The following is a 22,897-nucleotide window of genomic DNA, read 5'->3' as shown; positions in this document are numbered from 1 at the left end:
TGTCGACAGGTGGCGCGGCCTCGGCCAATCTGGCAGCCCTCATCTGCTAGTGCGGGGCGTGATCGGTGTTTGTCCACCCATCACGTCGCCGCGTCTTTTTTTACGCTCCGGCGGGACTTTCGGGGTCCGGCTCAGGCGCGACCCAGGCGCCGTCGACCCAGGTGGAACCGGGGGCCGGAGGCGCCTCGTTGGTCAACCAGTTGGGCACTTCGCCCCAGCCGGGATAGCGCACTGCCATACCGGCCACTTCCATCGTCACACCGAATTCGTACGGCTGCCCGCTGTCGGTGCGATAAAAGCGCTCGGCACGATGATCCTGTACGACCAACCAGCTTTCGCCCACGGCCAGCGCGGCTTCGCCTTCAGAAAGCGCCGGCGGCGGCGCCAACAGTGCACCGAAGGGCACGTTATAGGTGCCAGGCTGAAGCGAGAACTCATGGGCGACAGCCTGGTGTACGAAAAGCCCATCCGCGTCGGTTTGATATACGGTGATCGTGTTCACTGATCATTCTCCTTTGAAAAAAATGCGAATTGCACTGCAAATGCGAGAGAGGCCGGATCGCGCCAAGCGGACGCCATCAAGGCGCACAAGCACATCAGCGGATTTGGCAGCAACGTTCTCAATCGATACGGCGATGCTTCCGGGCTGGAGCAGGCTCGTATCGACTATGACTCCAGCGGCAGCAATACCACCACCGGGGCCTACACCTCGACCGAGGGCGGGGCGGAAACTCGCCCCGCCAATGCGGCCTACTGGCCCCGCCTGCATGCCTAACCTGACCACCCCACTGCAAATGCAAGGGTGTTGGGCTCGCGGCAACTGGACGCCATTCAGAACATCGTCGGTACGCTGGAAGTTCGCCCCACTGTCTCGCTTGCAGTCAGTGGAGCATTTGGTACTGCAGTTGGCTCCAGCGCCACCACGCCCAATTACGACGGCAGCACAGCCACAAGAACCATCGTGTCCTTTGATGCATCCCGGGTCGTGCGGACAAGCTCCGAGACCAGATCGGTCAGCGCGGCCTATCCGCCCCGAATTCATGCCTGACTTAGACATGCAGACGGGGCGGAAAGGCAACGTTTTCCGGCCGAGTTTCGGCCGTACCCTCCTCGGCGGTTGGAGAGTACGTTCCCGGCCCAATGGAGCGCACGGCTCCACCACTGGTTCCAGATGCAGTGCTACCCCCGCCGTGGCCGTGGCTGTGCGCCTGGAGGGATTGGAACTGGCGGCTTCCCAGTGCTCTTGCATTTGCAGTGTCAGCGTCAGTTCCGGTGTAGCGGCGAAACATGTTGCGCAGGTCGGGCAACCGGAACTGCGTTGCATTGACATCGACGAACAAATGCGCGCCGATACTCGTTTCCCATTCTGCCTGGGTGACGACCAAGCCTTGCTCGCGGGCATAACCCCAAAGCCCGGCATAGACTTCCTTACTCGCCAGTCCGCCCACTGCATCCAGTTCCCTGACGAGCGGGTTGGCGGTGTGGCCATCAACAGGGCGGCCACAAAGCGGCGACCGATAACCGATGAAAAACTCCGTTTCGGTCCAAACCATCTCGCCCCAGCCGGCCACGTAGATTTCATCGGCCCCGGCAAGCCGCTGAGCCGGGATAGTCGCCAGCCTGGGCAAATAGTTTCCGGAGGCCAGAGACGCGATTGCTTGGAACAGTTGGCCATCGTTCCCGATGTCCAGTTCCAGCCCCGCGCCCTCAATCACTGCGACCAACTCACGCTGCAGCATGTTGAAGTAGGCCGCCAGCATGGGAGTTGCCCGCACGTTGCTGGCAGGATCTCCATTTCGCCATTCGCCGGCAGACGTTACCCGGTCGGTAAAGGCGCCAATCTTTTCCATGGTTAAACCTCCCTGTATCCCACGTTCAAAACTAACCACGACGGCGCCGCTTCATGCAGCGCACACTCGATCAACTCATCGCCCCAGCTGCGCAAGGGGTCGCCGCATTCGGACCCGCCGACTATCGCTTCCCTGATAACGCCAGACGGAACCAACACATCCCAGGCCCATAACCAGTCCTCGCCATTCATCAGGTCGCCGATCTCTGCGCCCCTCGGCCCGACCCCATTGACCACCTCGACCGTCGCTTCGTGGTGCTCGATAATCTGCGTGCCCGGATACCCTAGTCCGTCGGCCATGTCCGTGTAGTCGACCGCACGCATGCCACCGCGCCCGACGATGCGCCCGATCAACGCCAATCGGCGCTCGACCAGGCTTTGCTCAGCTGGCGCGCAATTGCCGGGCAGGCTGTAGCTGCTTTCCCATTCCGGGAACAGTTCGAGCGCCTGGCGCGGGTCGGCTTCGGCCATCAGTTCGCGGGCGCGGATGTCCACCCGCACGAACTCTTGCGCCATACCCAGCAGCAGCTGCTGCAGCCGGCTTTCCGAGTCCGTCGGCCAGACCACCCCCGGGGGCAGCATCGCAAACAGCAGCGCCCGATAATCGTCCGCTGTCAGCCCTCGATCCACTGCACGCCTCCCCAGGTTGGCAACTCGCCCGTGTCGTGCGGGACGTTGCCGGTCGGCCACGGAAGGTCATAATCCTCGACACCGGCAGCCAGGCTGATCGCGCTGCGAATCCTGCTAATCAATAACGTTCCGCCAGGCTCACCCTCTCGTTCGACCAGGTCTTGAAGTGCTTGGGAAGCCGCTCCCCGCACTTGCTCCGTGTTTGGCGTCACGCTCAGTTGTGGAATGAAAGGCACCGCAATGGGCGCTACTACATAGACGTGTGCTTGGACGTTCTTCTGGCTCTCGATGTAGTCCCATACTGCTTGCAGCAGCTGAGCGGACGGCAGCGGACCATCGCTGGCGTCGTCGGCCATGATCCGTACCACGACCGAGCCTGGGCCCATGCCAAGCGGGTCTTCCCATGCGCGGGTGACGCCCGGAACATCGAGCGCCCATCCCTCCCAATCTCCCTGTGCGCCGCCACGCGGCACTCGCGCACGGCGCCGCATAATGCGATCGCGCCAGCTTCCGTAAGTTTCCAGGTCCGCACCACCTCGGATGCCCTCGGAATCTACCGTGGCCTGGCTGGCCACCCCGTGCAACGGGGATACCAGGCTCAGCTGTGCGCCAGCAGGCTGGTCGCCAGCGGCCCCCGTTTCGACTGCGCGCACGGGCGCGGTAGCCTGGCCACCCGAGATCGTCGCTTCTTCTGTGACCGTGTACTCGTGGCCGCCGCGCTGCACCAGCGTGCCCTCTTGAATCACGATGGTGTCGGTTCCCTCAAACACCACGCGCCCGACAGAAAACGCGGGTTGCCGACGGGGCACCCCGGCGCTATGCAACGACAGATTCTCATCATCGCAACTTTCCGGGAACAACTGCCGTTCCAACCACTGCAGATAGCCATACAGGCCATGCACCGCGCCAGCGTCGGCGGCGGCCAGGGCCTTCGTCGTACGCACCGCCAGTTCGGCCTGGGCACCAGGCAGGCGTGACAGCAGGTCTTGGTCGATCCGCGTCAACAGTTCCGGCAATGTGGGTCGCTTAAACGCCATCTAATCCTCCTTTATGCAGCGTTTTGCCATACGTACTCGTATTGCCGCTGCAGGACGGTGCCATCGCTGCGCACGATCCCGATGAGCAGCTGCAGCACGCCGCGCCGCAGGTGTACCGCCTCGACCTCGACGGCGCGCGCGATCTGATCTTCGACCAGCCAGGCCAGCGCCTCCTCGGCGTACTGCTGCGCACGGCGCAGCACCGAGTCCAGCTCCTTTTCGCGGCACAGCAACCACAGGCGCGAACCGTGCGGGCGTGAGTTGTAGGCATCCGCCCACCAGCCGCGCCGGTCGGTAGCGCCGTCAGGCAGTCGGTCTTCCGGCAGCGCCCGGCGGTCCGTGAACAGCGACAGCACCACGGCGGTCGTCAGCCCTTCGTCCGTGGCCAGGTCGCCACCGTCCAGCAGCAGGTCGAACACCTTGGCCCCGGAGTCGTAACGCAGCGCTAGATCCATCAGCCCATCCCCTGATTCGGTTTGCCGGTCGTGCCGCCGGAGTCGCCGGGGTGATCGTGGTTGTTGTGGGTCTCCCGCATCTCGGACATTGCGAGCCCACCCGAGTCGCACAGATCCCGGATCTCGCCGGTGCATTCCAGCAGTTCCGTCTCGGCGCGCACTTTCGGCGCGTTCGTGATGGTCACCGGCTTGCCGGCGCCATCGATCACGATGCCGGCGCGCGTCAAATGCACGCTTTGCCCCTGGTCGTCGTACAGCGCCACTTCGCCCTCGGCCAGGCCGACCAGGCGATAGCGCCGATCATCGACCGACAGGGCCACCAGGTGCGCGCGCGCGCCGCTGATCGACGCCACGATGGCCTCGGCGCCAGGCAGCGGGTGGCTGGTGTAGCCGTACTGCTGGAACCGCTCGGCCCAGGCCGGCGCATCGCCTAGCAGCGTCACCTGCACGCGCTGCAGCTTCAGGGCATCATCGACCAGAACAAGCACGCCCCGGCTCAACAGCAGGCGCAGCCGGCGCCACACCGGGCCGATCACGCGCTGCAATACGCGGCGTTGATCCGTCATTCCCACCCCCAGCTCGGCGACGGTTTCGTGGCGGTCTTGCCGCTGGCCTTCTTCTCGGACTCGGCCACCGGCACCGGCTCGAACGCCGCCGGCGGCGCCACGCGCAACTCGGCCGTGCGGCCACCTTCGCCCTCGACCAGCTGCACGTCGGACACCAGCAGGCGCTCGTCCAGGCCCAGGTAGGCGTCCTGCACCGGCACCAGGTCGCCGGGACGCCATACGCCTTGCTCGTGGCGCCAGCCGGGCACCGTGTAGGTGACGCCCCGGCTCTTGGCCCAGCGCATACGCGCCTCCAGCTCGGCGCGGGCCTTGCAGTCGGCCGCATCGGCTGGCGTGTCGCACACGATCAGCGTTTTGCGCGGCGCGCGCACACGCGGGTCGGATGCCTTGCTCTTAGGGCCGGCGGCCTGGCTGCCGCTCCAGGTGTCGCTGCCGGGCGTCTGCCCGACCACGATGTACTCGTTGAAGCGGTCGCGCTCGCTGAACACGCCGCTGCCCTTGCGAATGTTCCCGCCCAGCACCAGGGGCGTGGCGATCTCGCGCTGCACGGCGTGAACGATCACCAGGCGGCCCTGGGCGTCGCTGACGATGCGCGCGCCACGGATCTGCGCGGCCCGCTCCAGCGCCTCGGCGATGGGCTGGCCATCCTCCAGCGCGAAGTCGGCGAACGGCTTGGTGGCCTTGACGGTGTCGATCACATCGATGCCGTAGGGCTTGGCCAGCTTCTCGGCGATCTGCAGCAGCGTTAGGCCATCCAGGCGCATGTCCTCGCCGCTGCAGTCGATCAGGTCGGCCGGTTTGCTGCGGCCGCTGGCCGCGATGGTATGGCTTTCGGCGTCGTAGTCGGGCAGCACTTCGTCCAGGTAGCCGGTCACCACCAGTTCGTCGCCCACGTGCACCGTGCAGGCCAGGCCGGGCGTCACCGGGCGCACCAGGCCAGATTCGGACCAGCGCTCGGTCAGCGTCAGCTCGAACGAGTCGGCGATCTGGTCCAGGCTCATGCGGATACGGACCTCCTGCCAACCTTGATGCCGCTCACTGCCCAGTTGCAGGATCACAGGCTCACGGCTACTCACTCAACACCTCCAGTTCGATGCCGCCGCGCAGGGCGCCCGGATGCGGCACGCCGTTGCGGATGACGATTTCGTCGGCACGGCGCGCGTCACCATACAGACGGTGGGCCACCACCAGGGCGGGCTGCGTCACCTGGGGCGTATAGGTCGCCAAGCCGGGAAGCGCCACGGCGCGGGCGCGCAGGTCGGCCGTGACGGCCGAACGCAGCGCCACCAGGGCGCCATAGACCGCATCGCTGATCGGCTCTTCCGTGGCCATCTGTGCGTCGATCAGGGCCAGCGTGTCCTGGCCAGCGGCCTGCGCTTCCTGCCGGCTCGGCCAATCGGTTTCGGCAACCAGACGCGCCGCTGTAAGCGCGGCCGCACGGCCGTTCAACTGCCGGGCAGCAACGGCGTTCTGTGCGCGTTGGCGCCGCTCGGGCGTATCGGCCACTGGCGGCGGTACCGCTGCGGCGCTCTCACCGGTGTCGCGCAGCAGGCGCACAGCGCGCACGGGCGTGCCGGGCGACAGCAGCACACGATTGCTCCCGCCATCGTCGTCCGATCCGCTCAGCAGATTCAGGCCGCTGTACAGGTCCAGCGCGTTGACGGGGCGCATGACGGCATTCTTAAGCCGGTTGTAGCCACCAATGACGATGCCTGCCACGTTCACGGGGAAACGAATGGCGCCAGCGACCTGATCCGCAATACCCCCCACCACGTCGTCGATGCCGCGCACCACTGCAGTCAGATCCCGCTCGACGGCCTCCAGGGACCAGCCCAATAGCCCATCCACGTTCCATTTGGCTGCGAAGTCATCCAGGATCGATGTTTCGCACGCGTTGGCGGCCTGGCCGACTTCGCGCTGAGTGTCCATCGTGGTGGCGGGGTACGACTCCTCGCCGGCCTCATTGAACGTGACCTGGAACGTGCAAGAGCCGCCCTCGGCCGTCGATTCGCTCCAGCCGACATCGCTGGCCACTGCCATGACACTGCCCAGATACGGGTGCTCCAGCGTGGCCGCGCCAGGCGCGTCGAACGCCTCAATCAGGGCGTCGCGTTCGCGGTCGTAGTTGTCGCCTGCGACGAACAGCTGCAGCCGCCATTCCTTGGCGCGGCGGCCCATGTCTTCGGAGTAGGGTTTGTCCCGGCGCGGGTATTCGTGTATCAGCCAGCGCCGCCCGCCCTTGGTATCGGCGCGTTCGACGTAGAATGGCACGCCCCGGTAAGAGCCCTGCAACTCGGGATCAATGCGTTCACGCCAGGTCATGTACTACACTCCTGTCACGATCAGTAACCAAAGGGGTACCAGCATGAAGAAATCCGACAAGATCGCTCTCATTGCCGGCATTGGCGGCGTGGTGTCCGGTCTGGCGAGCGCCTACTTTTGGGAAAGCGCCAGCTGGATTGCTCACGTAGTCGTCGGCGTGGTCGTGGCTGTCGGCCTCGATCAGGGGATAAAGCAACAGGTCACGTTGGACAAAGCGGTCGATAATTGAACGCATCACGGCGCCATCCCCAGCACACCGGAATCCACCTCGAAGTCCAGCCCGCCATTCCGGCGGGCTTCCGTTACGCGCGGCCGGCCCTGGCTGTCGATCACGATGCGCAACTCGCCGCCCACGTCGGCCCGGGCCATAGGCGCAGTCAGCAGGGCTGCACCTCGGGCCACGGGCGCACCAAGTGCCGCCACTGGTGAACTGGAGCCGCCTGGGGTGCCGCCGCCGATTCCCAATCCATCGCGAGCCCAGTCCGGCATCCAGCTGGTCAGCTCTGCCACCTTGCCTCGCATCCAACCGGTCAGCTGATCCCACCGCGCGCTGATTCCATCCCATAGGCCGGAGATCCACTGCCCACCGATCTCGGTCAAGGGCCGGGCGCCGAACATCTCAAAGACCGCATCGATACCGTGCAGCAACAGCGCCGCAGGCGAGAACGCCAGCAGATCTTTGGCGATATCGCCGATGCCGCGGCTAAAAAATGCCTTGACGCCTTGCCACAGATTGCCGAACCAGTCGGCAATGCTGCCCCAATTGCGGTAGATCAGGAACGCGGCTCCAGCGACGGCAGCAATGCCAGTTACGATCCAGCCCACCGGCGTGGTGAGAAAGGCCAACGACAGCGCACGGATACCCATAATTGCGGCCGGAATCGCACGCGCGGCCAAGCCGATGAGTCCGCGCGACACGGACACAAGGCCGCCGAGAAGCGCAACCGTGAGGCGCGCACCAACGGTAACGGCGGTGAACCCTAATCTCACCAGGGCCACCCCTGTGGCAAAGACCGATACGATCAGGCGGGTTGCCATGATCGTGGCCAATCCTCCCAGCAGGTTGCCGAACCCGCCGACCTGGTCAGCGACCCAGGACACTGCGGCCCCGATAGGACGCAGCACGGACCAGAACTCGCGCATGCCGCTTAGAATCCGCTGCGCTACCGCCTCGCGGTTAGCGCGGCCCAGGGCGGCCATGCGCTTGGTCCATTCGTTGACAGCCGGCAGCAGCGCACCCACCACCGACGTGCGGATACCGGTCAGCATCTGCTGCAGGTCACCCATCTGGCGGGTGTACTCTCGTGCGGCCGCCACTTGTTCGGGCGGGATGATGGCGCCGACCTGGTGGGCAGCGCGCATCATGGCCTCGATTTCCTCGCGCGTGGCACTGACCATCTGAGCCATCTGCTCGCCGCCGGTACCGCCGAAGATTTCGTCGACCAGGCGTTGACGCGCCGCGAAGTTATCCACCTCGCGCAGCCGTCCCAAGACCAGGTTGAACAACGCATCGGTGTTGCCCTTCGTCTTCTTGAGCTGGGCCGTGGTGATGCCCAGGCGGCCAAACGCCTCGGCAGCTGGGCCGCCGGCAGTCAGCACGAACTCGTCGGCACGCAGACTCAATTCCTTCAGGCCATCGACCATCGCATCGTTCTGCACGCCGAACTGGCGCCCGACGTACATCCATTGCTGCAGCCAGTCGGTGCCCACGCCCAGGCGCTCGGACGCCGTCTGGATCTCGTTGCCCATCTCGGCCACGCCGGCGACCAGGCGGTTGACTCCCCACACGGCACCGGCCGCCACCCCGCCCATGACCAGCATGCGCTTGCCCAGCGCCATGGCGCGCTGGACCGCCACGCCCATGGACTGCGACACGCCGCGCGCGGCCCGGGCAAGCCGGTCCAGCCCAGCGCGCTGGCTCAGACCAGCCAGGCTGCGCTGGATGCCACGCACGGGGCGGGTCACCTGGTCCACAAGGCGCATGACAATGCTGGTCACCATGTTAGCCACGGGCTTTCAACTCCTCTGCAATGACCTCGGCCTGGCGATACCACCAGATCAAGTCTTCAAGATCCATCTCCAGCAAATCGGCGGGGTTGAATCCGCCGAATGCCACCGCAACCGCCCGAATCAGTACCGGCCAGTCGCTGGGAGTTTGGGCAAAAAAGGCGTCACCGCCTTCATAGCCACGTCGATATCGCGCGCATCCAGTTCGCCAGCTGCGGCCACCGGGATGCGGGCCAGGGTCGCCAGCAAGGCCAGCGTTTTGCCCATTTCGCCTGCGGCCTTGTCCATCGCCTGCAGGTGCTTGCCCTTGATCTTCTTGGGCAGGACCAGGCGCTCGATGGTGCGCTCGTCATCCAGCTTGCTGGCCTTGAAAGTCAGCGGCTCCAGCAGCGTCACGGCGACGGCATCGTCGGTGTACTCGACGCGTGCGGCTTCTTCTTCGGTCAGGCCGGCGGCATCGTCGGCTTGGTTGGTCGTGTTTTCCATGCTTTAAATCCTCTCGCAGGTGCGGGCGGCCATGTTGAAGCGGATCTGGCCCTCGCCGCTGTTCAGTTCGGCCGTTTCGGTAACGAAAGCCCCAGTCAGCATGTAGTCCTGGCCGTTATCGCACTCGAACAGGACCGTGGCATTGCTGATCTTGCCCAACTCGATGATGTCGAGATCTTCGGTGTGCAGCACCGTGGCCTGCAGCGTGGGAGCGACCGGCTCCTCGTTGAAGAAGACGCGGCGCCCGGCCATCTTGGTGGCACGGTTGACGCCGCCCGGGTTGAGCGTCGCGCCGCGCTCGGTGGGGAATTCCTGGCCATCGACGCGAATGGTGGCCACCCCGGTGATTTTTCCGCTCATGTCTTTATCCTTGGGTTATCTGCCGTTTAGCGACGGAACTGCGTCTGCTGGGCGTGTACGCGGTACTGGCCGATCAGCATCGGCGAGTCGATGACGTTCAGCCTGTTCGGGTCGTCGGGATCGATGTTGGCCCGCGCGCTTTTCGCATAGCCCGCGTAATCACGCACCCAGCCCCGCTCGCCCATGAAGGTCAGGCGGTACAGGCTCAACAACTCGCTGAGTGCCACCTTCGGCGTCATGATCGGCTGGCTCGGGTCGTAGAACTCGCGGTCCTCGTCGGCGGCCAGCTTGTGACGCGGATACTTCTGCGCGAACAGACTGATCTGCTCGAAGCGGATGCGCTCCAGGGTTTCCGGCGTGTTGATGTCCAGGTAACTGTCGTCGGCAATGCCGGCGCTGTTCTCCTGGTAGGTCGTGATTTGGCGCTCGATTTGCACCGTGCCGTCGGTGGCCACCGTGTAGGTGGCGATGCCGTCGTACAGCAGCAGGTTGCGTTCGGCGTCGATCCAGCGCACATCCTCGGCTGGGCCGATCAGGCCGGGCAGCGCTAGGCGCTGCAGCGGCCGCGCCGGGTCGATGGCCAGCGAACCGGCTGCCACGATGGCGTCCGTGGCAGCCCACAGCCAGGTCGGCGACACGGCCAGGTTGGTGCCCATGATCGTGACGTGCGGGCTGTTTCGGCTGTTGCCCTTGGTCGCCGTGGCCGAATGGTTGCCTCGGAAGGCGGCGAACGCGCGCCCGCCGATCTGGCGCATCGGGCCGTAGCGGTCGGACAGTTCGGCCTCGATCATCTCCAGGCTGACCTGGTCGGTGTACGGCAGGCACAGCCAGTTCCACCACTGCGCGCCCATGGCCGCGATCACGCTGTCCAGGTCCGGGTTCACGGCCCCGCCCGAGAACGCCGTATAGGTCAACTCCAGCCCGGATGGCTTGGATTCGCCCTTGACGCTGTCGCGCAGATCGATGTCGTTGCCGGTCTCGCCCTTCCAGCGGCACGTCAGCACTACCTTGCTGGGGGCTTCGGCATCGATCACCGCCGTTACGGGCACGCGCGTATCCGCGCTGATCGCCGTGACGATGGCTTGGGCCACGTCCGACGGCGTGTCGCCGCCCGTCATCGAGACCCACACCCGGTATCCCGCGATGTACAGCGCCAGCGGCCGGGTTTCGGTCGGGCCGTCGGTGACCTCGATGGAGCCAGCGGCCGCCACCGCAACCTCGGCGTCTTCCAGCGCGATGGCCCAGGTTTCGGTGTAGAGGTCGATTTTCTTGATGGCACGGAACATCTCGGCCAGCATCGAACCGCGCCCGAACCATTCGTCGCCTTGCTGCTCGTTGGTGACGCGTGCCAGAGTCCCCGGGGCTTGGCTGCCGGTCGGCAGCTTCTGCCCGATAACCAGCAGCTTGCCCTGGAACACGGCATTGCCGGCCAGGCGATTGTCGAACTCGATGAACCAACCCGGGATGCGAAGGGCGGCCGGGATCTCGTTGAACACGGTGGAACTGATAGCCATCAGTCAACCTCCTTCATTGCGGCGCCGGCCTGAGCAGGCCTGGCCTTGGTTTTCTTGGGCGGCTCGGCTTCGGTGATCGACCCCTCGGCTTTGCGGCGCGCCCAGTGACCGCTCCAGTCCACCCAGGCGCCCTCGGGGGGCAACGGCTGGCCATCGAGCGGCCGGCGCACGACCAGCCCATCCTGGGCCGGCTTGACGTACTTCTTGGTCACGGGGATACCTCCTCGCTGCCCGTCGGCAGTTGCAAATGACTTTCGGTGTCGGGGCCGTCGCCCACATGATGCGTGCCGCTGTAGATGGCGAAGTCGGCCAGGCCGCCCACACCGCCCACACCGTCCACGTCGCGGGGAGCCGGAAAACCCATTTCCAGCGAGAACGCCATCTCGTAAACCGCGACGCCCTTGCGCTGGGCCGAGGCGGGCGACAGCACCCGCAGCCCAGCGAAATGCAGCGTGCCCAGATCCGCCGCCTTGTGCCCGTCCAGCGTGGGCACGACGCGCTCGACGATCTCGTAGGCTCCAATCTGGCGGCTGTTGCCGCGCTGGCGTTCGCGCCCGCCGCTGGCGTGGCTGGTGACCGCGTAGACCAGGTAGCGCCCGACGATGCGCCCGCGCCCCCGGCCGGCCGTACCGCCATCGAAGTACACCCACACGCCAGGCATTTTGCGAAATGCCAGCACCAGGGCGTCCTGGTCCCAGGGCCCCGGCAGCGTCTCGACCGTTTCCACGGCCTGGCCCACTGCTGCGAGTACGGACGCCACGATGGAATCTTCAGCTTCGGCCAGCATCACCACCCCTGGAGCGCGTCGTCATCGAACGTGCGGCCGGCCGACGGCATCACCATCGGCTCGGCCACCGCCGGCGGCCGGGTGGCCAGCGGCATGTTCATCTGGCCGGACTGGATGCGCTTGAGCATGGCCACAGCGTCCTCGTACCGCTGGCGTGCTTGATCGGTGGCCACGCCACGCTGCAGGCGGTAGCGCGCGATGTCGGTGCACAGCAGAGTCAGCAGGCGCAGCGGCTCGCTGATCGGCAGGCGGTAGCGCGCCGCCAGGTAGCCGTCGATCTCGGCGCTGGCGTCTTCCAGCGCACGCTCGGCCACGGCCGTGTCGATCTCGCCGGTTCGCTCCCGGTCGGTCAGTTCGACAATCTCGGTCTCGCCGAACTGTTCGACCAGGTCGGCCACGTTCGCGTACATGCTCATCGCCGGCCGCCGGCCTTGCCCGTCTTGGCGGCGGGCTTGCCCCGGCCGCCGGCCTGGCCAGCACCTTGGCCATCGTCCTGGCCGCCCTGGTTGCCCGTCTGGCCACCAGGCTGGCTATCGGCATCGCCGCCGCCTTCCGGGGTCTTGGCACCTTGGCTACCGGCCTGGCCGTCCTGGTTGCCGGTTTGGTCAGCAGACTGACCACCGGCATCGCCGCCTTCCGGAGTGTTAGCCCCTTGGCCATCGGCCTGGCTGCTCTGGTTGTCCGTCTGGCCACCAGCCTGGCCACCGGCATCGCCGCCGCCTTCCAGGGTCTTGGCCGGTTCGGCCGAAACGGTCCGGCGCACGTCGCGGATCACGCCAAGCACGGCCAGGCGCATGATCTCGGCCTGGTCGGTCTCCTCGTCCAGCTCGACCGCGCCGCCGACCTTCAGGCGCTTGCCATTGCGACGCAGCGGCTCCAGTAGTGGAAACTTCATGGGATCACATCCTCCTAGTAGTGCGGCCCGCCCGCAGGCGGGCCGTGTGGCCAGGGCGGCCGGTTACGCGCTGGTGACGCCCTGGATCAGGAAGCCGGAGTCGATGCCGGAGAGCACGGGGGCACGGTCGTACTTGACCGGATAGATCCAGCTATCGGCGTTGCGCTCGGCGTACGGCTCCAGTACCAGCGGATTCCCTTGCAGCGTGTAGGTGTAGCCATAGGACGGCGTGCGGGCCGAACTGACTTGCTCCGGCACGTAAGCGAGCACGGCCGCGTTGCCCCACACGTCCACCATCTCGTCGCTGCCCTCGTTCATGTAGACGGCCTCGCCCACCTCCAAGCGGCGCAGGTTGAACAGCTTGGCCAGCATTTCCTTGGTGATGGAGTCGCTGGACGTGTACTTGAAGCGCTCCAGGATCTTCGGGTGCTCGGCCAGCGCATTGAAGCCCAACGCCGACAACACCATGGTGTTCGGCCGCAGGCCCACCTTCGAGCGAACGGCCTCGCGGTACTCGCGGATCTGCTTGGCCGGGTCGGAATTGGGGTCGTTCCACACGTCGGTGCCCGACAGCGTGTCCTTGTTGCCCGCAACGTAGTTGGCGGCCTTCAGGGCGATCTCGGCCTGTTCGATCTCCAGGCCCAGCGAAAGGATCTCCATGACCTCGTTGGTGGCCTCGGTGCCCAGGTCGATGCCGGGCACCTGGGCGGCGTCCTGCATGTGTTCCACGGGCACCTTGCCCTCCAGGGCGTCTTGGACCAGGGCGAACGGCTTGCCCTCGTAGCCGAACTGCACGCGCTTGGTGGCGCCGCCGGGGGCGCGGCGAGTCTTGTAGCGCTTGAAGCTGTCGCGACCGAATTCGATGATCTGGCCACCGCGCTGCTGCACCGGCACGCGGGGAAACAGCGCGAAGCCCACGCGCTCGGGATGGGTGTAGCCCTGGGCCACGTTCGACAGAATCGGGTCGATCACGCGGGCCTGGCGGGTATTCATGCTCATGTTTGATAGCTCCTTGAACTTGGCTTAGCGGGCCAGCAGCACTTCGATGAATTCACCGGCGCCGCTGGCCACATCCAGCGCCTGAGCCAGCACGATCTCGCCACCCACGGCCGGGTTCACGATGGCGCGGCCTTGGCTGTCGGCCACGATGTCGTCGCCCACGGCGATGGCGCCGCCGGACTCGATCACCGTGGTGCCGATCACATCGACGGCCAGGTCATCGCCATCCAGGGCGGACGTGTTGGACACGCCGAGCGCCTTGGCGCCGTCGGCTGCCACCTGGGCGCCGCCGAATCCGATGAACCGGCAGGCGGCGACGGCACCGGCAGCGGTGACCGTCAGGGTCAACAGGGAGATTTTTTGGCTCATGGCGTTACGCTCCTTTACGCTGGACGGCGCGCACGGCCGTCATGTAGTCGCAGCTGTGGGATTCCTGATAGGCCAGGGCCTGCTGGTGCAGACGGGCCTTGTCGGGGTCCACTTCGTAGCCCTGGGGCGCCTGGAAGGCGCCCACGGCCGGCTCTTCTTCGGCGCGGCCGCGTTCGGCGTAGTCCACCGATTGCGGCAGTTCCTTCAGGAAGTCTTCCAGGAACGCCCGGGCGCTGGTCTTGGTGCGGGCGGCGCCCTCGCCGAATTCCAGCGGCTGCTCGGACTCGGGACTGGCCATGAAGGCGACCAGGCCGTCGCGGTGCCGGGGCAGTACGCGACCCTCGGTCACCAGCTTTTCGATCAGTTGCACGCTGGCCGCAGCGCGATCCTGGCGTTCGCGCTCGGCGAAAGACGCTTCTTTGCGGGCGATCTCGGCCTCGCGGTCGGCGATCTCCCGCTCCTTGCGCTGCAGTTCTTGCTTGTCCACGTCGGATACCTCCTGGGTAGTGGTTTTGGGGGATTCATGGAAGGCAGGACCACGGGACCGGTCCTCGATGTCGCTGACGGCCCAATCCGGCAGCACCCGGTCGGCGGTTTCGATCCCTTCTTTGCCGATCAGGAAATCACGCATTCCACGGAACAGGCGCTGCAGGACGCCCACATTGACCTCGCCGAACTCCATGGCCTCGCTGAACTCCAGCTCGACCACGTCGCCGCCAGCGCCATCGGCAAATTCGACCTGGCGCAGGCCCTTGATGGCCGGGGGCTGGGCACCCAGGAAACCGACGTGGCGCAGATAGAACACGCCCGGCACGGGGTTGCTCGGGGAGTCAGGGCGATAAAAAGAGGCGGACACCTTTTTGAAGCGTCCGGCCTCGACCAGCTCGGCGAATTGCGGCTCGACCTGGTCGGGCTCGGCCTCCAGGGATTCGGCGTAGCGCAAGCCCTTGACCCAGCCATAGGCCGGCCCATCGGCCCGGGGGTGCCCGATCACAATGGGCGCTTCGTGGAGGGTGGGGTCATAGGCGGCGGCGCTGGCGCGCAGCTGGGCCTCGGTGAACCCGATGGTTTCGCCCGACATCGCGGTATGCGTGCCGGGCCGGAAAATCTCGATTCGCTGCATGTCGGCCTCCGTATTCGTGGAGGCCAGTATCTAGGGACACGCGCCGGCGCATCAGGTGAAGCACTTCACCTCTAGGCGGGGCGGAATGGGGAATGGCGCGGGCGGTTGCCGGCCACCCGAATATCTAACCACCGGATTGGTCGGCAGGCAAGCTGTTTAAAACCCGTTTAACGGGCCGCAGGCGCGTTTAATGCCCTCCTGGTGGTGCAACGGGGCGTATCCGGCCTCCTGGAGCCTTGTGGGGCCGGTGATTCGACGCCGGCTATCGTGCCTCCGGCGGCAAGGCGTGGCGCACCAGGATCTCGTCGATGACCTGGCGATCATCCTTGGACAGGCCCAGGTACCGGCGAGCGGGAATCTCCACCTGTTCGACCAGGGCGAACGCCTTTTTGGGATTGCCGATGGCCAGGCGCCCACCGGCCTTGGCCCGGATGGTCCCCCCCAGCTGGTGGATGGCGCCGTATATCTTGTTGGTGCCTTGCTCCAGGACATTGTCGCCGACCTGGTAGTGGATGGAGCCGCGCAGGCCGGCGCCGCCCGACTCGGTCAGGATCTGGGTGTTGCGTTTGTTGGCCAGGGTCAGCGGGGCCAGCGGTGCCCAGGGATTCCCGTCGGGGTCGGACTCCGACCGGAAACGCTCCTCGACCGATCCCTGCAGGTGTTCGCCGATCTCAAACAGAGCCGGACGCGTGCTGCCCATGTTGCGCACGATGCGCTCCAGCACGTCGCCGACCACCTGGTCGCGGATGTCTACCTCCAGCTGGATGCCCGCCATGGGTCTAGTCCTCTAGGTCGTCCGGGCGCCGGCGCAGGGCAGCCAGGATCTCGGTCATCATGGCGTCGGCGAGGATCTCGGGCAGGCCAGCGCGCTTGCGCTCGACCGTTTCTCTGGTGCGCTGCGCCACGGTACGCCCGGGTGCATAGTTCCACCCTGGGTCCACGCCCTCGGGCACCTGTTCCTGGCGCGCCCCGGTCGGATCTTGCCAGGGCGTGCGACGCACCGGCGGGGCGGTGTCCGGCCCGGCCTTGCCCAGTCGGCGCAGATCCGCATCGCCCACTGCTACCACCTTGCAGCTGCAGCCCCAGCCGTTGGGCGGATAGTGCTCGTTCCACCAGGGATCATCGGCGCGCAGCACCATGCCGTCCCAGGCCAGATGCTCGGGCCGGGGATCTTTACTGCCGCCGTGCAGGTAGCGCCAGTACGGCCGCACCCGCAGCAGGTCCGGGTCGGTCAGCTGGGCGTGGCGCCCGGCCGCGTAGGCGCTGCGCAGGTTGGTCTCGTAGATGACGCGCGTGCGCCAGCCACGCCCGCCGCGATAGTCCCAGCCGGTCTTGGCCACCGTTTCGTCGAACCGTTCCCGGAACCTGGCCAGCGTCGTGCCCTGGCTGATCGCCTCGTCCACGGCTGCGCGCAGATCCTTGAGTAGGTCCGCCTTGGCCGCGCCCGCCACCATGAACGCGGTGTCGTGGGCGTCCTTCCACACGTCCGTCCAGCGACTGCTGGGCAGGTTGATCTTCTTGCGGAAGAAGGCGATGGCCTCCTGAAACGGCAGGTCGCGGTACTGGGCGGCCATCTATTCCCCCTCGACCACGTCGGCGCGCCCGGCCAGCGCGGCCGCCGCCATGGCGCGACGCATGACGACGGCCAGCTGCTCGCTGGGCATGCCCTCGTACAGGCTAAACAGGCCGTCGCGGATCTCCTGCAGGCTGCCAGCATTGGCCACCAGGCGGCGCACCGGCTCCATCAACGCGGCCATGGCCGGCTCGGCCTCGCGGTCCAGGCGGTCGGCCATGGTGTCGGCGCGCAGCCGCACGCTGCCGTCGTCGCGTTCAGCGAACCCGAACGGTGCGCCCGGCGCCGGCGCCGGGCGATTGTCCACCTCCCAGTCCTCGCCGTAGTGGTCCTGGATGTAGCGCAGGGTCGGGCGGTAGCCCAGGCGGAATACGCGCTCGTCGCGCTCGGACAGGCGGTTCAGATCCTCGGGCTGTTCCATCTTGCGCCACACGTGCGGCGCGGCCGCGCCGGGGTAGTTCCACTCGGTCAGCCAGCGCGCGACGCCCGCGTTGAACGATTCGCACAGCACGTCGGCGTCGGCCTTGGTGATGTCGTCGCGCACGTCGCCGGCCATATCCTCGCCGCCCAGCCGGCCCGGCGCGCTCTCGCTGGAGCCGGTATGGCCCAGGGTCACCTTGGCGATGGCGCGGTCCATGCGGTCGTACAGCTCGGTGTAATCCGCCGTGCCCGACCTGGCCGCCTCGATCAGTTCGATGTCCATGCCGTCGGGCAGCGCCACGCCCGAGTCGCTATGGACCGCCTGCAGGGCCTGCAGCAGCCGGTCCTTTTGCTGCTGGGTGGCCGAGCCGGGATAGTGCCCCTTGGCGGTGGGCTGGCCGAACTTGTCCAGGAACACCAGCCACAACCGCAGCCCGTTGCGCTTGAAAAACACCGGCCAGTACAGCCAGTGGCCCAGGCCCTGGCCATAGGGTTCGTCGTCGTGGTCGGCCCCGGTGGCAAAGGTCCAGAACTTGCGCCCCGGCAACAGCTCACCATCGGGCTTGCTGGCCGTTAGCATGCGCAGCCGGCCAGCCCCATCGAAGCGAAAGCGCCGGCGGTTGCGCACCTTGATGGCCTCCAGCGTCACATGCCGGCCGTCGCGGCCGTACATGCACTCGCCCACGGCGTAGCCATAGAACACGCCGTAATGCATGCCCATCGTGGTCTGGTCGAACTTGATGTTGTTCAGCTGTTCGCGCAGGAAGTCGGCGGCAGCCTGGTCCTGCGCGCTGGTGCCGCCCGGCTGCACGTCCCAATCGGCCGATATGACCGCCAGCTGGCGCTGCTGCCAAGTCGCCTTGACCTGGTCATCGCGCAGCAGCTCCTCGTACAGGCGCAGGTCGCCATTTCCCCGGCTGCGCAGCACGGTGTCGGCCGGCTGCAGCAGCTGCAGAGGTGAGACAAATCCGCGCGTGATGTCGCGGCCGTCCATCGTGGTGGCCACTTCCTGCATGATCGGTTTGCCGTTGTCCGGCTTCTCGTTCTTGGTCGCCATCTAGAACCCTCCCATGTCCAGCGAGCCGCTGACGGTGCCCCAGCCGGTATCCGTGACGCGCCCCTCGTCGGCCTCCACGGCATAGCTGTTGCGCTTGACGCCAGTGCTCATAAAGTCGATTTCCCGGTCGGCGGGATTGGTGGCGGCGAAGTTCATCAGCGCGCCCGCGATGGCCCCGTCGCCGTGGCGCACCAGGTCGGCATCCTTCAGATCCTTGCGCTCGATCTTGGGCACCATCGGGATGCCGTCGATGTATTCGACGGCGCGGTGATCGTCTTCCAGCGATGCGTCGCGCGGCAGGCCGATGAAGCCGTCCTCGAACAAGCCGATGTACTTGCTCATCCACTGGCCGTACCAGGCGCGCGATAGCGTCACTTCATGCACCGGGCCTCCGTAGTAGGTACCGGTGTCCTCATTCAGTTCGGCCCGCCCGTAGCGGTCGCCGGTGTACTCCATCAACGTTTGGCCCGGACCGGTGGCGTCCCCCGCGAACGTCCACCGCTGCAGCTTGTCCAGCAGGAACCACAGGATTTGCTCCTGCTGCCTGGTCGGCGCGTTGGCCAACTCGACCAGGAACGGCACGTCGCGCGCCAACTCCGTGGTGATGCGCGCCGGCTTGATGATGGAAAAGTGTCGATGCCGCGCGAAGTCCATGCCAACCGCCCAGCGCCCGGTGAAGCCCTCCATGGAGGCATCCAGCACCGGCGCCAGGTGGGCCGCCAGCCACTTCTCGCACCACGCCTCGCGCTCGGCTTCCGAGCGCCGGGGGAAGTCGTCATCGAACACCAGGCGCAGCACGGGCCGCACCTCGGGCATGGCCCGCTCCAGCCACACGGTCGGGATGGCCGTGCCCTGGCCGTCGCGCGGGATCACGTCCAGTTCCTCGCGCATGGCTGCCTTGCGCGGGCCGTAGGCGGCGCGGATGCTCTCGTACCAGTCGCGCTTGCCCTTGGCCGTGGCCGGCCGGCCGGCCATGAAGCACACGCGCTCGTACAGGCCGTTGGCCACCGCATCATCAAAGCCGATGCGGATCACGCCGGCCTTTTTTCCGTAGCGGCCGGCGCGAACGTCGCTTACCAGCTCGTTGAAGGCGTTTTTCTTGCCCCGGTGCGTGGACCACACGCGGATGCGCCCGCCCCAGATCAGCAGGGCCGTGGCCGACTCCAGGACGTGCGCCACGTTCTTGTGCAGGGCAGCCTCGTCGATGTTGACGAAGCCCTGCAGGCCGTGGATGTTCTCGGGCCGCGACGACAGGGCTGTGACGCGAAAGCCGCTGGCAAAGCGCACGCGGAATGCCTGGATCTGGCGGCTGCTGCCGTCCGGCAGTTGATCCTCGAAGATGTGCATCTCGATGCGGCTGGTCTGGCCGCGCGCGACGATCTGCGCGAACTTGCCCACGTAGCCGATGTACTCCAGGCCCTTCTCGCGGGTATCGGCCATGTACCAGATGTTCGCCCCGCCGGCCTCCTTGGCGGTGGCCGCCGTGATGGTGTCGGTCAGGGCCTGGGCAAAGGTGATGCCGGTGCGCCGGCCCTTTTCGCACACGGCGATGTCCAGATCCTGCTGCATCCGAATCCAGGCCGATTGATGCGCCATCAGCACCCCCTCGGCCATGGGGTTGAAGTCGGCCGGGATGCTGCGCACGTTCTCGGGCAGCTCGTCCCACTCGACAATGCGCTGGGTGTCGGGCAGCGGGGCCAGGGTGTTTTCTGCCATCGCTACATGCCCATCAAGACTTGTTCACGCCAGAACTTCGCGTCCTCGGCGTTCAGGCCCTTGGCAACGGCCGCATCCTCGACGCGCTGCGCCGCCGCCTCCAGGGCCTCGCGGCGAACCTCGCGCGCCCACTTCTTCTGTCCCAGGCTCATACGGCCGATGTCGGCCAGGGCGTGTGTGACGGTGGCCATGTACTTGGCCGCCTTGTCCGGTTCGTGCTCGGCGTTGCGCAATGCGATGGTGATGCGAAGCAACTGCTCCTGGACGATGCGCGCGGTGGCATCGACCAGCGACCCCCGGCTGTCGTCGTCGTCCTCGGTGAAGGCGCGCGCCATCTCGGTGGTGCGGCGCACGTCGCCCATGGCCAGCTCGAACTCCTGCTGCAGATCCTGCCCATACCGCTGCATGGCCGAGCGCGACACCTGGAAGCCGCGTTCGGCCAACCAGGTCGCCAGCCCCTCATAGCCCTGGAAGCCGTTACCGACGAGCCGCTGGTTCAGTTCGTCGCGCACCTCGGGCGGCAGGTCATAGACCTTGCTGCGCTTGGGCATGTCACACTCCCGGGCGCGGCCGCGCCACGCCGGGAACGGTCGCGCGGCCGTCTGCCGCATCGCCACCACGCGCGGTCAGCGTGACGATCCAGCCCGCGCGCGGCTGCTGCACGATGACCAGGCCCTGTTCCTGCAACCAGGCCAGATCGCCGTGCAGCCGGTCGCGGCTGACGTTGTGCGCGTAGGCGCCGACCAGTTCGTCGTTCAGGCTGTACTCATTGGTCGTGTAGGCATTGCGGCGCGACAGAATGCGCAGGATCGCCAGCCGGCGACCCTCGGTCTCAAAGTCCTGAAAGCTCATTGATTACTTCTCCCTTCGCTCCTGGAGCAGATAGTCGTGCAGGCGGTTGAGCAGGTTCGTGGCCCCGAGCAGCTGAGCCGACACCTCGGCCAGCTTGCGATTGGTTTGCGCCATTTCGGCGCGTACCGCGTGCAGATCGGCATAACCGGGTCTGTTCTCCAGGGTCTGTTCCACCCGGTCCAAGCGCTGCTGCGTCTTCGTCACGCGGTCATCGACCTGGTCGATGGCGTCCGTCGTCGCACGGCTGCGGCCGGTCCACCACACATACAGCGCGATGGCCGCAGTAATGCCGGTCTGCAGAACATCCCAGCCCAGGCGCGCAGCGCCCCAATCCACCTCTGACATCAGTACCTCGCGTGTCGTGTTTGTTGCTTTTCGTGAGCGGTCTGACAGTCCATGCAGCGCGCGGCACCAGGCAGAACAGCCAGGCGGGCCGGCGCAATGGCGTCGCCGCAATCCAGGCAGTTGCCGTCCGCTGATCCGCGCACTTCTTGGCTCATGCGAGCGCGCACCGCCTCCAACGCGGCTGCCCGCTCGTCTTCAGCGAGCCGGGCTGCCAGCTCGTACTGCTGCTCTGTCCACACAGTCATTACTCCAGGCCCGCACGGCCGCGACTTTTTCCCAGCCACGGGTGCCCCAGCGGTGCAGTTGCTCGATGTACGCCGCCACGGCGCGCTGGCTGTACGTGCCGGTCGGCTTGTCGGGCCGGGCTTCCAGTTCGGTCTGCCCGGCCGAGGCCGCGCAGAGCACCGGCGCCGGATCGGTCGGTGGTGGCGGCGAGGCCGGCGCACCCGCACAGCCCGCCAGCGCTGCCGTCACACACGCCAGAACCATCAGGCGCGCGATCACGGCAGCGCCTCGATGGTTCGACGCAGCACCGGTGCCACGGCACCGTCGTCCGCATCGGGCGCTGCCCGGATGGATTCACGCACGGTGCGGTAGGTGTCCTCGTGCTTGGCCAGCTTGTTCTGCAGAGCGACGGTGGCGGCCTCGACCTGGCGGCGCTCATCGGCCAGGGCGGCCAAGTCGCGCGCTCGCTGTTCGGCTGTCCCACGCCACTGGTCCCGTTCGCTGGCGGCCTTGTCCGCATCGGTACGCGCGGCCGTAGCTTCAGTTTGGGCCAGGGCTAGGTCATCTTCCAAGCCGCTGACCGCCCACAGGTGCCACAGCCAAATCCCGACGGCTACCAACAGCGCCAGCGTCGTCGTGTTGCCCAGCAGCTTGCCCATGCCGGTGGCGATCAGCTTCAGCATGGGCTCACCCCAGGCCAGCCGGCCGTCCGGTAGATCGGCTCCAGCTGCAGCAGGATGCGGCGCACGTAGTGCCGATTCTCGCGCTCGGCCCAAGCTGCCCGCGCGGTATGTAGTTCGACCTGGCCGAACCAGACGTGGGCGTCGCCGCCGGCCTGGCGCGTCAGGCGCTGGTCGCGCTGCAGCCAGCCCAGCCCCCCGTTGTAGGCCGACAGCGTCATGGCCCAGTGCTGGCACACATCGGCCGCGTCGATGCGCTGCCAGTGCCAGCGGTTGTAGCGGGCCTGCGCGCGCATGGCCCAGCCGGGCGAATACGGCGCGGCCTCGCCCAGGTCGGGATAGATGGATGCGATCCAGGCGGACGTGTCGGGCATGAACTGCGCCAGCCCTTGCGCGCCGACGCCGCTGGACGCGCCAGGGCGCCATGCGCTCTCCTGGTGGATCTGCGCGGCATGGATGGACACCGGAGCATCCAGCCCCCACTCCTGCTGGACGATGCGTGTCAGTTCGCGCTTGTAGCCGTCGGCGGCGGCCGGGATGGTCTGCGCGTACACCGGCCCGCCGCAGGAAAACAGCAACAGGGGCAGCACCACGGCCGCCAGGCGTGCGAACAGATGCGGGCGCGCCACG

At 66.6% G+C, this 22,897-nt stretch carries 31 protein-coding genes; 1 reads left to right on the top strand and 30 read right to left on the bottom strand.

Annotated features, from left to right (window positions below):
- Positions 1–100 precede the first annotated feature (100 nt).
- From BPET_RS22490 to BPET_RS22450, 8 genes are all read right to left on the bottom strand, one after another.
- Positions 101–502 carry a hypothetical protein gene (locus tag BPET_RS22490; protein ID WP_012251261.1) on the bottom strand — a complete coding sequence of 134 codons (402 nt, stop codon included), beginning with the start codon at positions 500–502 and terminating at the stop codon, positions 101–103.
- A 547-nt stretch (positions 503–1,049) separates the two neighbouring features.
- On the bottom strand, positions 1,050–1,850 hold the full coding sequence (locus tag BPET_RS22480) for a hypothetical protein (protein ID WP_012251260.1): 801 nt from the start codon (positions 1,848–1,850) through the stop codon (positions 1,050–1,052).
- Between the two features lie 2 nt (positions 1,851–1,852).
- Positions 1,853–2,479: a YmfQ family protein gene (locus tag BPET_RS22475; protein WP_012251259.1), complete on the bottom strand. Its 627-nt coding sequence runs from the start codon at positions 2,477–2,479 to the stop codon at positions 1,853–1,855.
- Positions 2,464–3,516, bottom strand: coding sequence for a baseplate J/gp47 family protein (locus tag BPET_RS22470; protein ID WP_012251258.1), 1,053 nt, complete (start codon positions 3,514–3,516; stop codon positions 2,464–2,466). Before BPET_RS22470 ends, BPET_RS22475 begins: the two co-directional genes overlap by 16 nt.
- A gap of 11 nt (positions 3,517–3,527) precedes the next feature.
- The gene (locus BPET_RS22465; RefSeq protein WP_012251257.1) at positions 3,528–3,971 is read right to left on the bottom strand and encodes a phage GP46 family protein; all 444 of its coding nucleotides are present in this window, start codon (positions 3,969–3,971) and stop codon (positions 3,528–3,530) included.
- Complete coding sequence (locus BPET_RS22460) at positions 3,971–4,537, bottom strand: phage baseplate assembly protein V (protein WP_012251256.1); 567 nt, start codon at positions 4,535–4,537, stop codon at positions 3,971–3,973. Before BPET_RS22460 ends, BPET_RS22465 begins: the two co-directional genes overlap by 1 nt.
- Positions 4,534–5,595, bottom strand: coding sequence for a phage baseplate assembly protein (locus tag BPET_RS22455; RefSeq protein WP_331386539.1), 1,062 nt, complete (start codon positions 5,593–5,595; stop codon positions 4,534–4,536). The genes BPET_RS22460 and BPET_RS22455 overlap by 4 nt, the downstream gene beginning before the upstream one ends.
- A gap of 10 nt (positions 5,596–5,605) precedes the next feature.
- Positions 5,606–6,859 (bottom strand): DNA circularization protein, encoded by a 1,254-nt coding sequence (locus tag BPET_RS22450; RefSeq protein ID WP_012251254.1) that lies wholly within the window; start codon positions 6,857–6,859, stop codon positions 5,606–5,608.
- Positions 6,860–6,902: 43 nt separating this feature from the next.
- Here BPET_RS22450 and BPET_RS22445 point away from each other — a divergent pair, with 43 nt between their 5' ends.
- Positions 6,903–7,088 carry a hypothetical protein gene (locus BPET_RS22445; RefSeq protein WP_151208988.1) on the top strand — a complete coding sequence of 62 codons (186 nt, stop codon included), beginning with the start codon at positions 6,903–6,905 and terminating at the stop codon, positions 7,086–7,088.
- Between the two features lie 5 nt (positions 7,089–7,093).
- Here BPET_RS22445 and BPET_RS25605 read toward each other — a convergent pair whose 3' ends face one another.
- From BPET_RS25605 to BPET_RS22340, 22 genes are all read right to left on the bottom strand, one after another.
- Positions 7,094–8,869 (bottom strand): phage tail tape measure protein, encoded by a 1,776-nt coding sequence (locus BPET_RS25605; protein ID WP_151208987.1) that lies wholly within the window; start codon positions 8,867–8,869, stop codon positions 7,094–7,096.
- A 120-nt stretch (positions 8,870–8,989) separates the two neighbouring features.
- Positions 8,990–9,352: a hypothetical protein gene (locus BPET_RS22435; RefSeq protein ID WP_012251251.1), complete on the bottom strand. Its 363-nt coding sequence runs from the start codon at positions 9,350–9,352 to the stop codon at positions 8,990–8,992.
- Between the two features lie 3 nt (positions 9,353–9,355).
- On the bottom strand, positions 9,356–9,712 hold the full coding sequence (locus tag BPET_RS22430) for a phage tail tube protein (protein WP_012251250.1): 357 nt from the start codon (positions 9,710–9,712) through the stop codon (positions 9,356–9,358).
- A gap of 26 nt (positions 9,713–9,738) precedes the next feature.
- Positions 9,739–11,226, bottom strand: coding sequence for a phage tail sheath subtilisin-like domain-containing protein (locus BPET_RS22425; RefSeq protein ID WP_012251249.1), 1,488 nt, complete (start codon positions 11,224–11,226; stop codon positions 9,739–9,741).
- A complete protein-coding gene (locus tag BPET_RS22420) occupies positions 11,226–11,438 on the bottom strand; it encodes a DUF2635 domain-containing protein (RefSeq protein ID WP_012251248.1) in 213 nt (70 codons plus the stop codon). The genes BPET_RS22425 and BPET_RS22420 overlap by 1 nt, the downstream gene beginning before the upstream one ends.
- A complete protein-coding gene (locus BPET_RS22415; protein ID WP_012251247.1) occupies positions 11,435–12,013 on the bottom strand; it encodes a DUF1834 family protein in 579 nt (192 codons plus the stop codon). Before BPET_RS22415 ends, BPET_RS22420 begins: the two co-directional genes overlap by 4 nt.
- On the bottom strand, positions 12,013–12,423 hold the full coding sequence (locus tag BPET_RS22410; protein WP_041863171.1) for a gp436 family protein: 411 nt from the start codon (positions 12,421–12,423) through the stop codon (positions 12,013–12,015). The genes BPET_RS22415 and BPET_RS22410 overlap by 1 nt, the downstream gene beginning before the upstream one ends.
- 2 nt (positions 12,424–12,425) lie before the next feature.
- Entirely contained in the window at positions 12,426–12,908 is a 483-nt protein-coding gene (locus BPET_RS22405) for a hypothetical protein (RefSeq protein ID WP_012251245.1), read from the bottom strand.
- 63 nt (positions 12,909–12,971) lie between these two features.
- Positions 12,972–13,907 carry a major capsid protein gene (locus BPET_RS22400; RefSeq protein WP_012251244.1) on the bottom strand — a complete coding sequence of 312 codons (936 nt, stop codon included), beginning with the start codon at positions 13,905–13,907 and terminating at the stop codon, positions 12,972–12,974.
- A gap of 24 nt (positions 13,908–13,931) precedes the next feature.
- Positions 13,932–14,276, bottom strand: a complete 345-nt coding sequence (locus tag BPET_RS22395) for a DUF2190 family protein (RefSeq protein ID WP_012251243.1) — start codon at positions 14,274–14,276, stop codon at positions 13,932–13,934.
- 4 nt (positions 14,277–14,280) lie between these two features.
- Complete coding sequence (locus BPET_RS22390) at positions 14,281–15,399, bottom strand: hypothetical protein (RefSeq protein WP_012251242.1); 1,119 nt, start codon at positions 15,397–15,399, stop codon at positions 14,281–14,283.
- A 262-nt stretch (positions 15,400–15,661) separates the two neighbouring features.
- Positions 15,662–16,174, bottom strand: a complete 513-nt coding sequence (locus BPET_RS22385) for a phage virion morphogenesis protein (protein WP_012251241.1) — start codon at positions 16,172–16,174, stop codon at positions 15,662–15,664.
- 4 nt (positions 16,175–16,178) lie between these two features.
- Positions 16,179–16,973, bottom strand: coding sequence for a phage head morphogenesis protein (locus BPET_RS22380; protein ID WP_012251240.1), 795 nt, complete (start codon positions 16,971–16,973; stop codon positions 16,179–16,181).
- On the bottom strand, positions 16,974–18,449 hold the full coding sequence (locus tag BPET_RS22375) for a DUF935 domain-containing protein (protein WP_012251239.1): 1,476 nt from the start codon (positions 18,447–18,449) through the stop codon (positions 16,974–16,976).
- Positions 18,450–20,165: a hypothetical protein gene (locus BPET_RS22370; protein WP_012251238.1), complete on the bottom strand. Its 1,716-nt coding sequence runs from the start codon at positions 20,163–20,165 to the stop codon at positions 18,450–18,452.
- 2 nt (positions 20,166–20,167) lie between these two features.
- Positions 20,168–20,716, bottom strand: coding sequence for a DUF3486 family protein (locus BPET_RS22365; protein ID WP_012251237.1), 549 nt, complete (start codon positions 20,714–20,716; stop codon positions 20,168–20,170).
- Position 20,717: 1 nt separating this feature from the next.
- Positions 20,718–21,017, bottom strand: coding sequence for a VpaChn25_0724 family phage protein (locus BPET_RS22360; protein WP_012251236.1), 300 nt, complete (start codon positions 21,015–21,017; stop codon positions 20,718–20,720).
- A gap of 3 nt (positions 21,018–21,020) precedes the next feature.
- Positions 21,021–21,362, bottom strand: coding sequence for a DUF2730 family protein (locus BPET_RS22355; protein ID WP_012251235.1), 342 nt, complete (start codon positions 21,360–21,362; stop codon positions 21,021–21,023).
- Positions 21,362–21,517 (bottom strand): TraR/DksA C4-type zinc finger protein, encoded by a 156-nt coding sequence (locus BPET_RS27590; RefSeq protein WP_085970278.1) that lies wholly within the window; start codon positions 21,515–21,517, stop codon positions 21,362–21,364. The genes BPET_RS22355 and BPET_RS27590 overlap by 1 nt, the downstream gene beginning before the upstream one ends.
- A gap of 40 nt (positions 21,518–21,557) precedes the next feature.
- Positions 21,558–21,851 carry a hypothetical protein gene (locus BPET_RS26800; protein WP_151208985.1) on the bottom strand — a complete coding sequence of 98 codons (294 nt, stop codon included), beginning with the start codon at positions 21,849–21,851 and terminating at the stop codon, positions 21,558–21,560.
- 11 nt (positions 21,852–21,862) lie between these two features.
- Positions 21,863–22,270: a hypothetical protein gene (locus BPET_RS22345; RefSeq protein ID WP_012251232.1), complete on the bottom strand. Its 408-nt coding sequence runs from the start codon at positions 22,268–22,270 to the stop codon at positions 21,863–21,865.
- Entirely contained in the window at positions 22,264–22,896 is a 633-nt protein-coding gene (locus BPET_RS22340; protein ID WP_012251231.1) for a transglycosylase SLT domain-containing protein, read from the bottom strand. The genes BPET_RS22345 and BPET_RS22340 overlap by 7 nt, the downstream gene beginning before the upstream one ends.
- Position 22,897: the final 1 nt, after the last annotated feature.

It is taken from the genome of Bordetella petrii, assembly GCF_000067205.1.
GTDB lineage: Bacteria > Pseudomonadota > Gammaproteobacteria > Burkholderiales > Burkholderiaceae_B > Bordetella_A > Bordetella_A petrii.
This window is presented reverse-complemented; position numbering and strand designations above follow the sequence as displayed.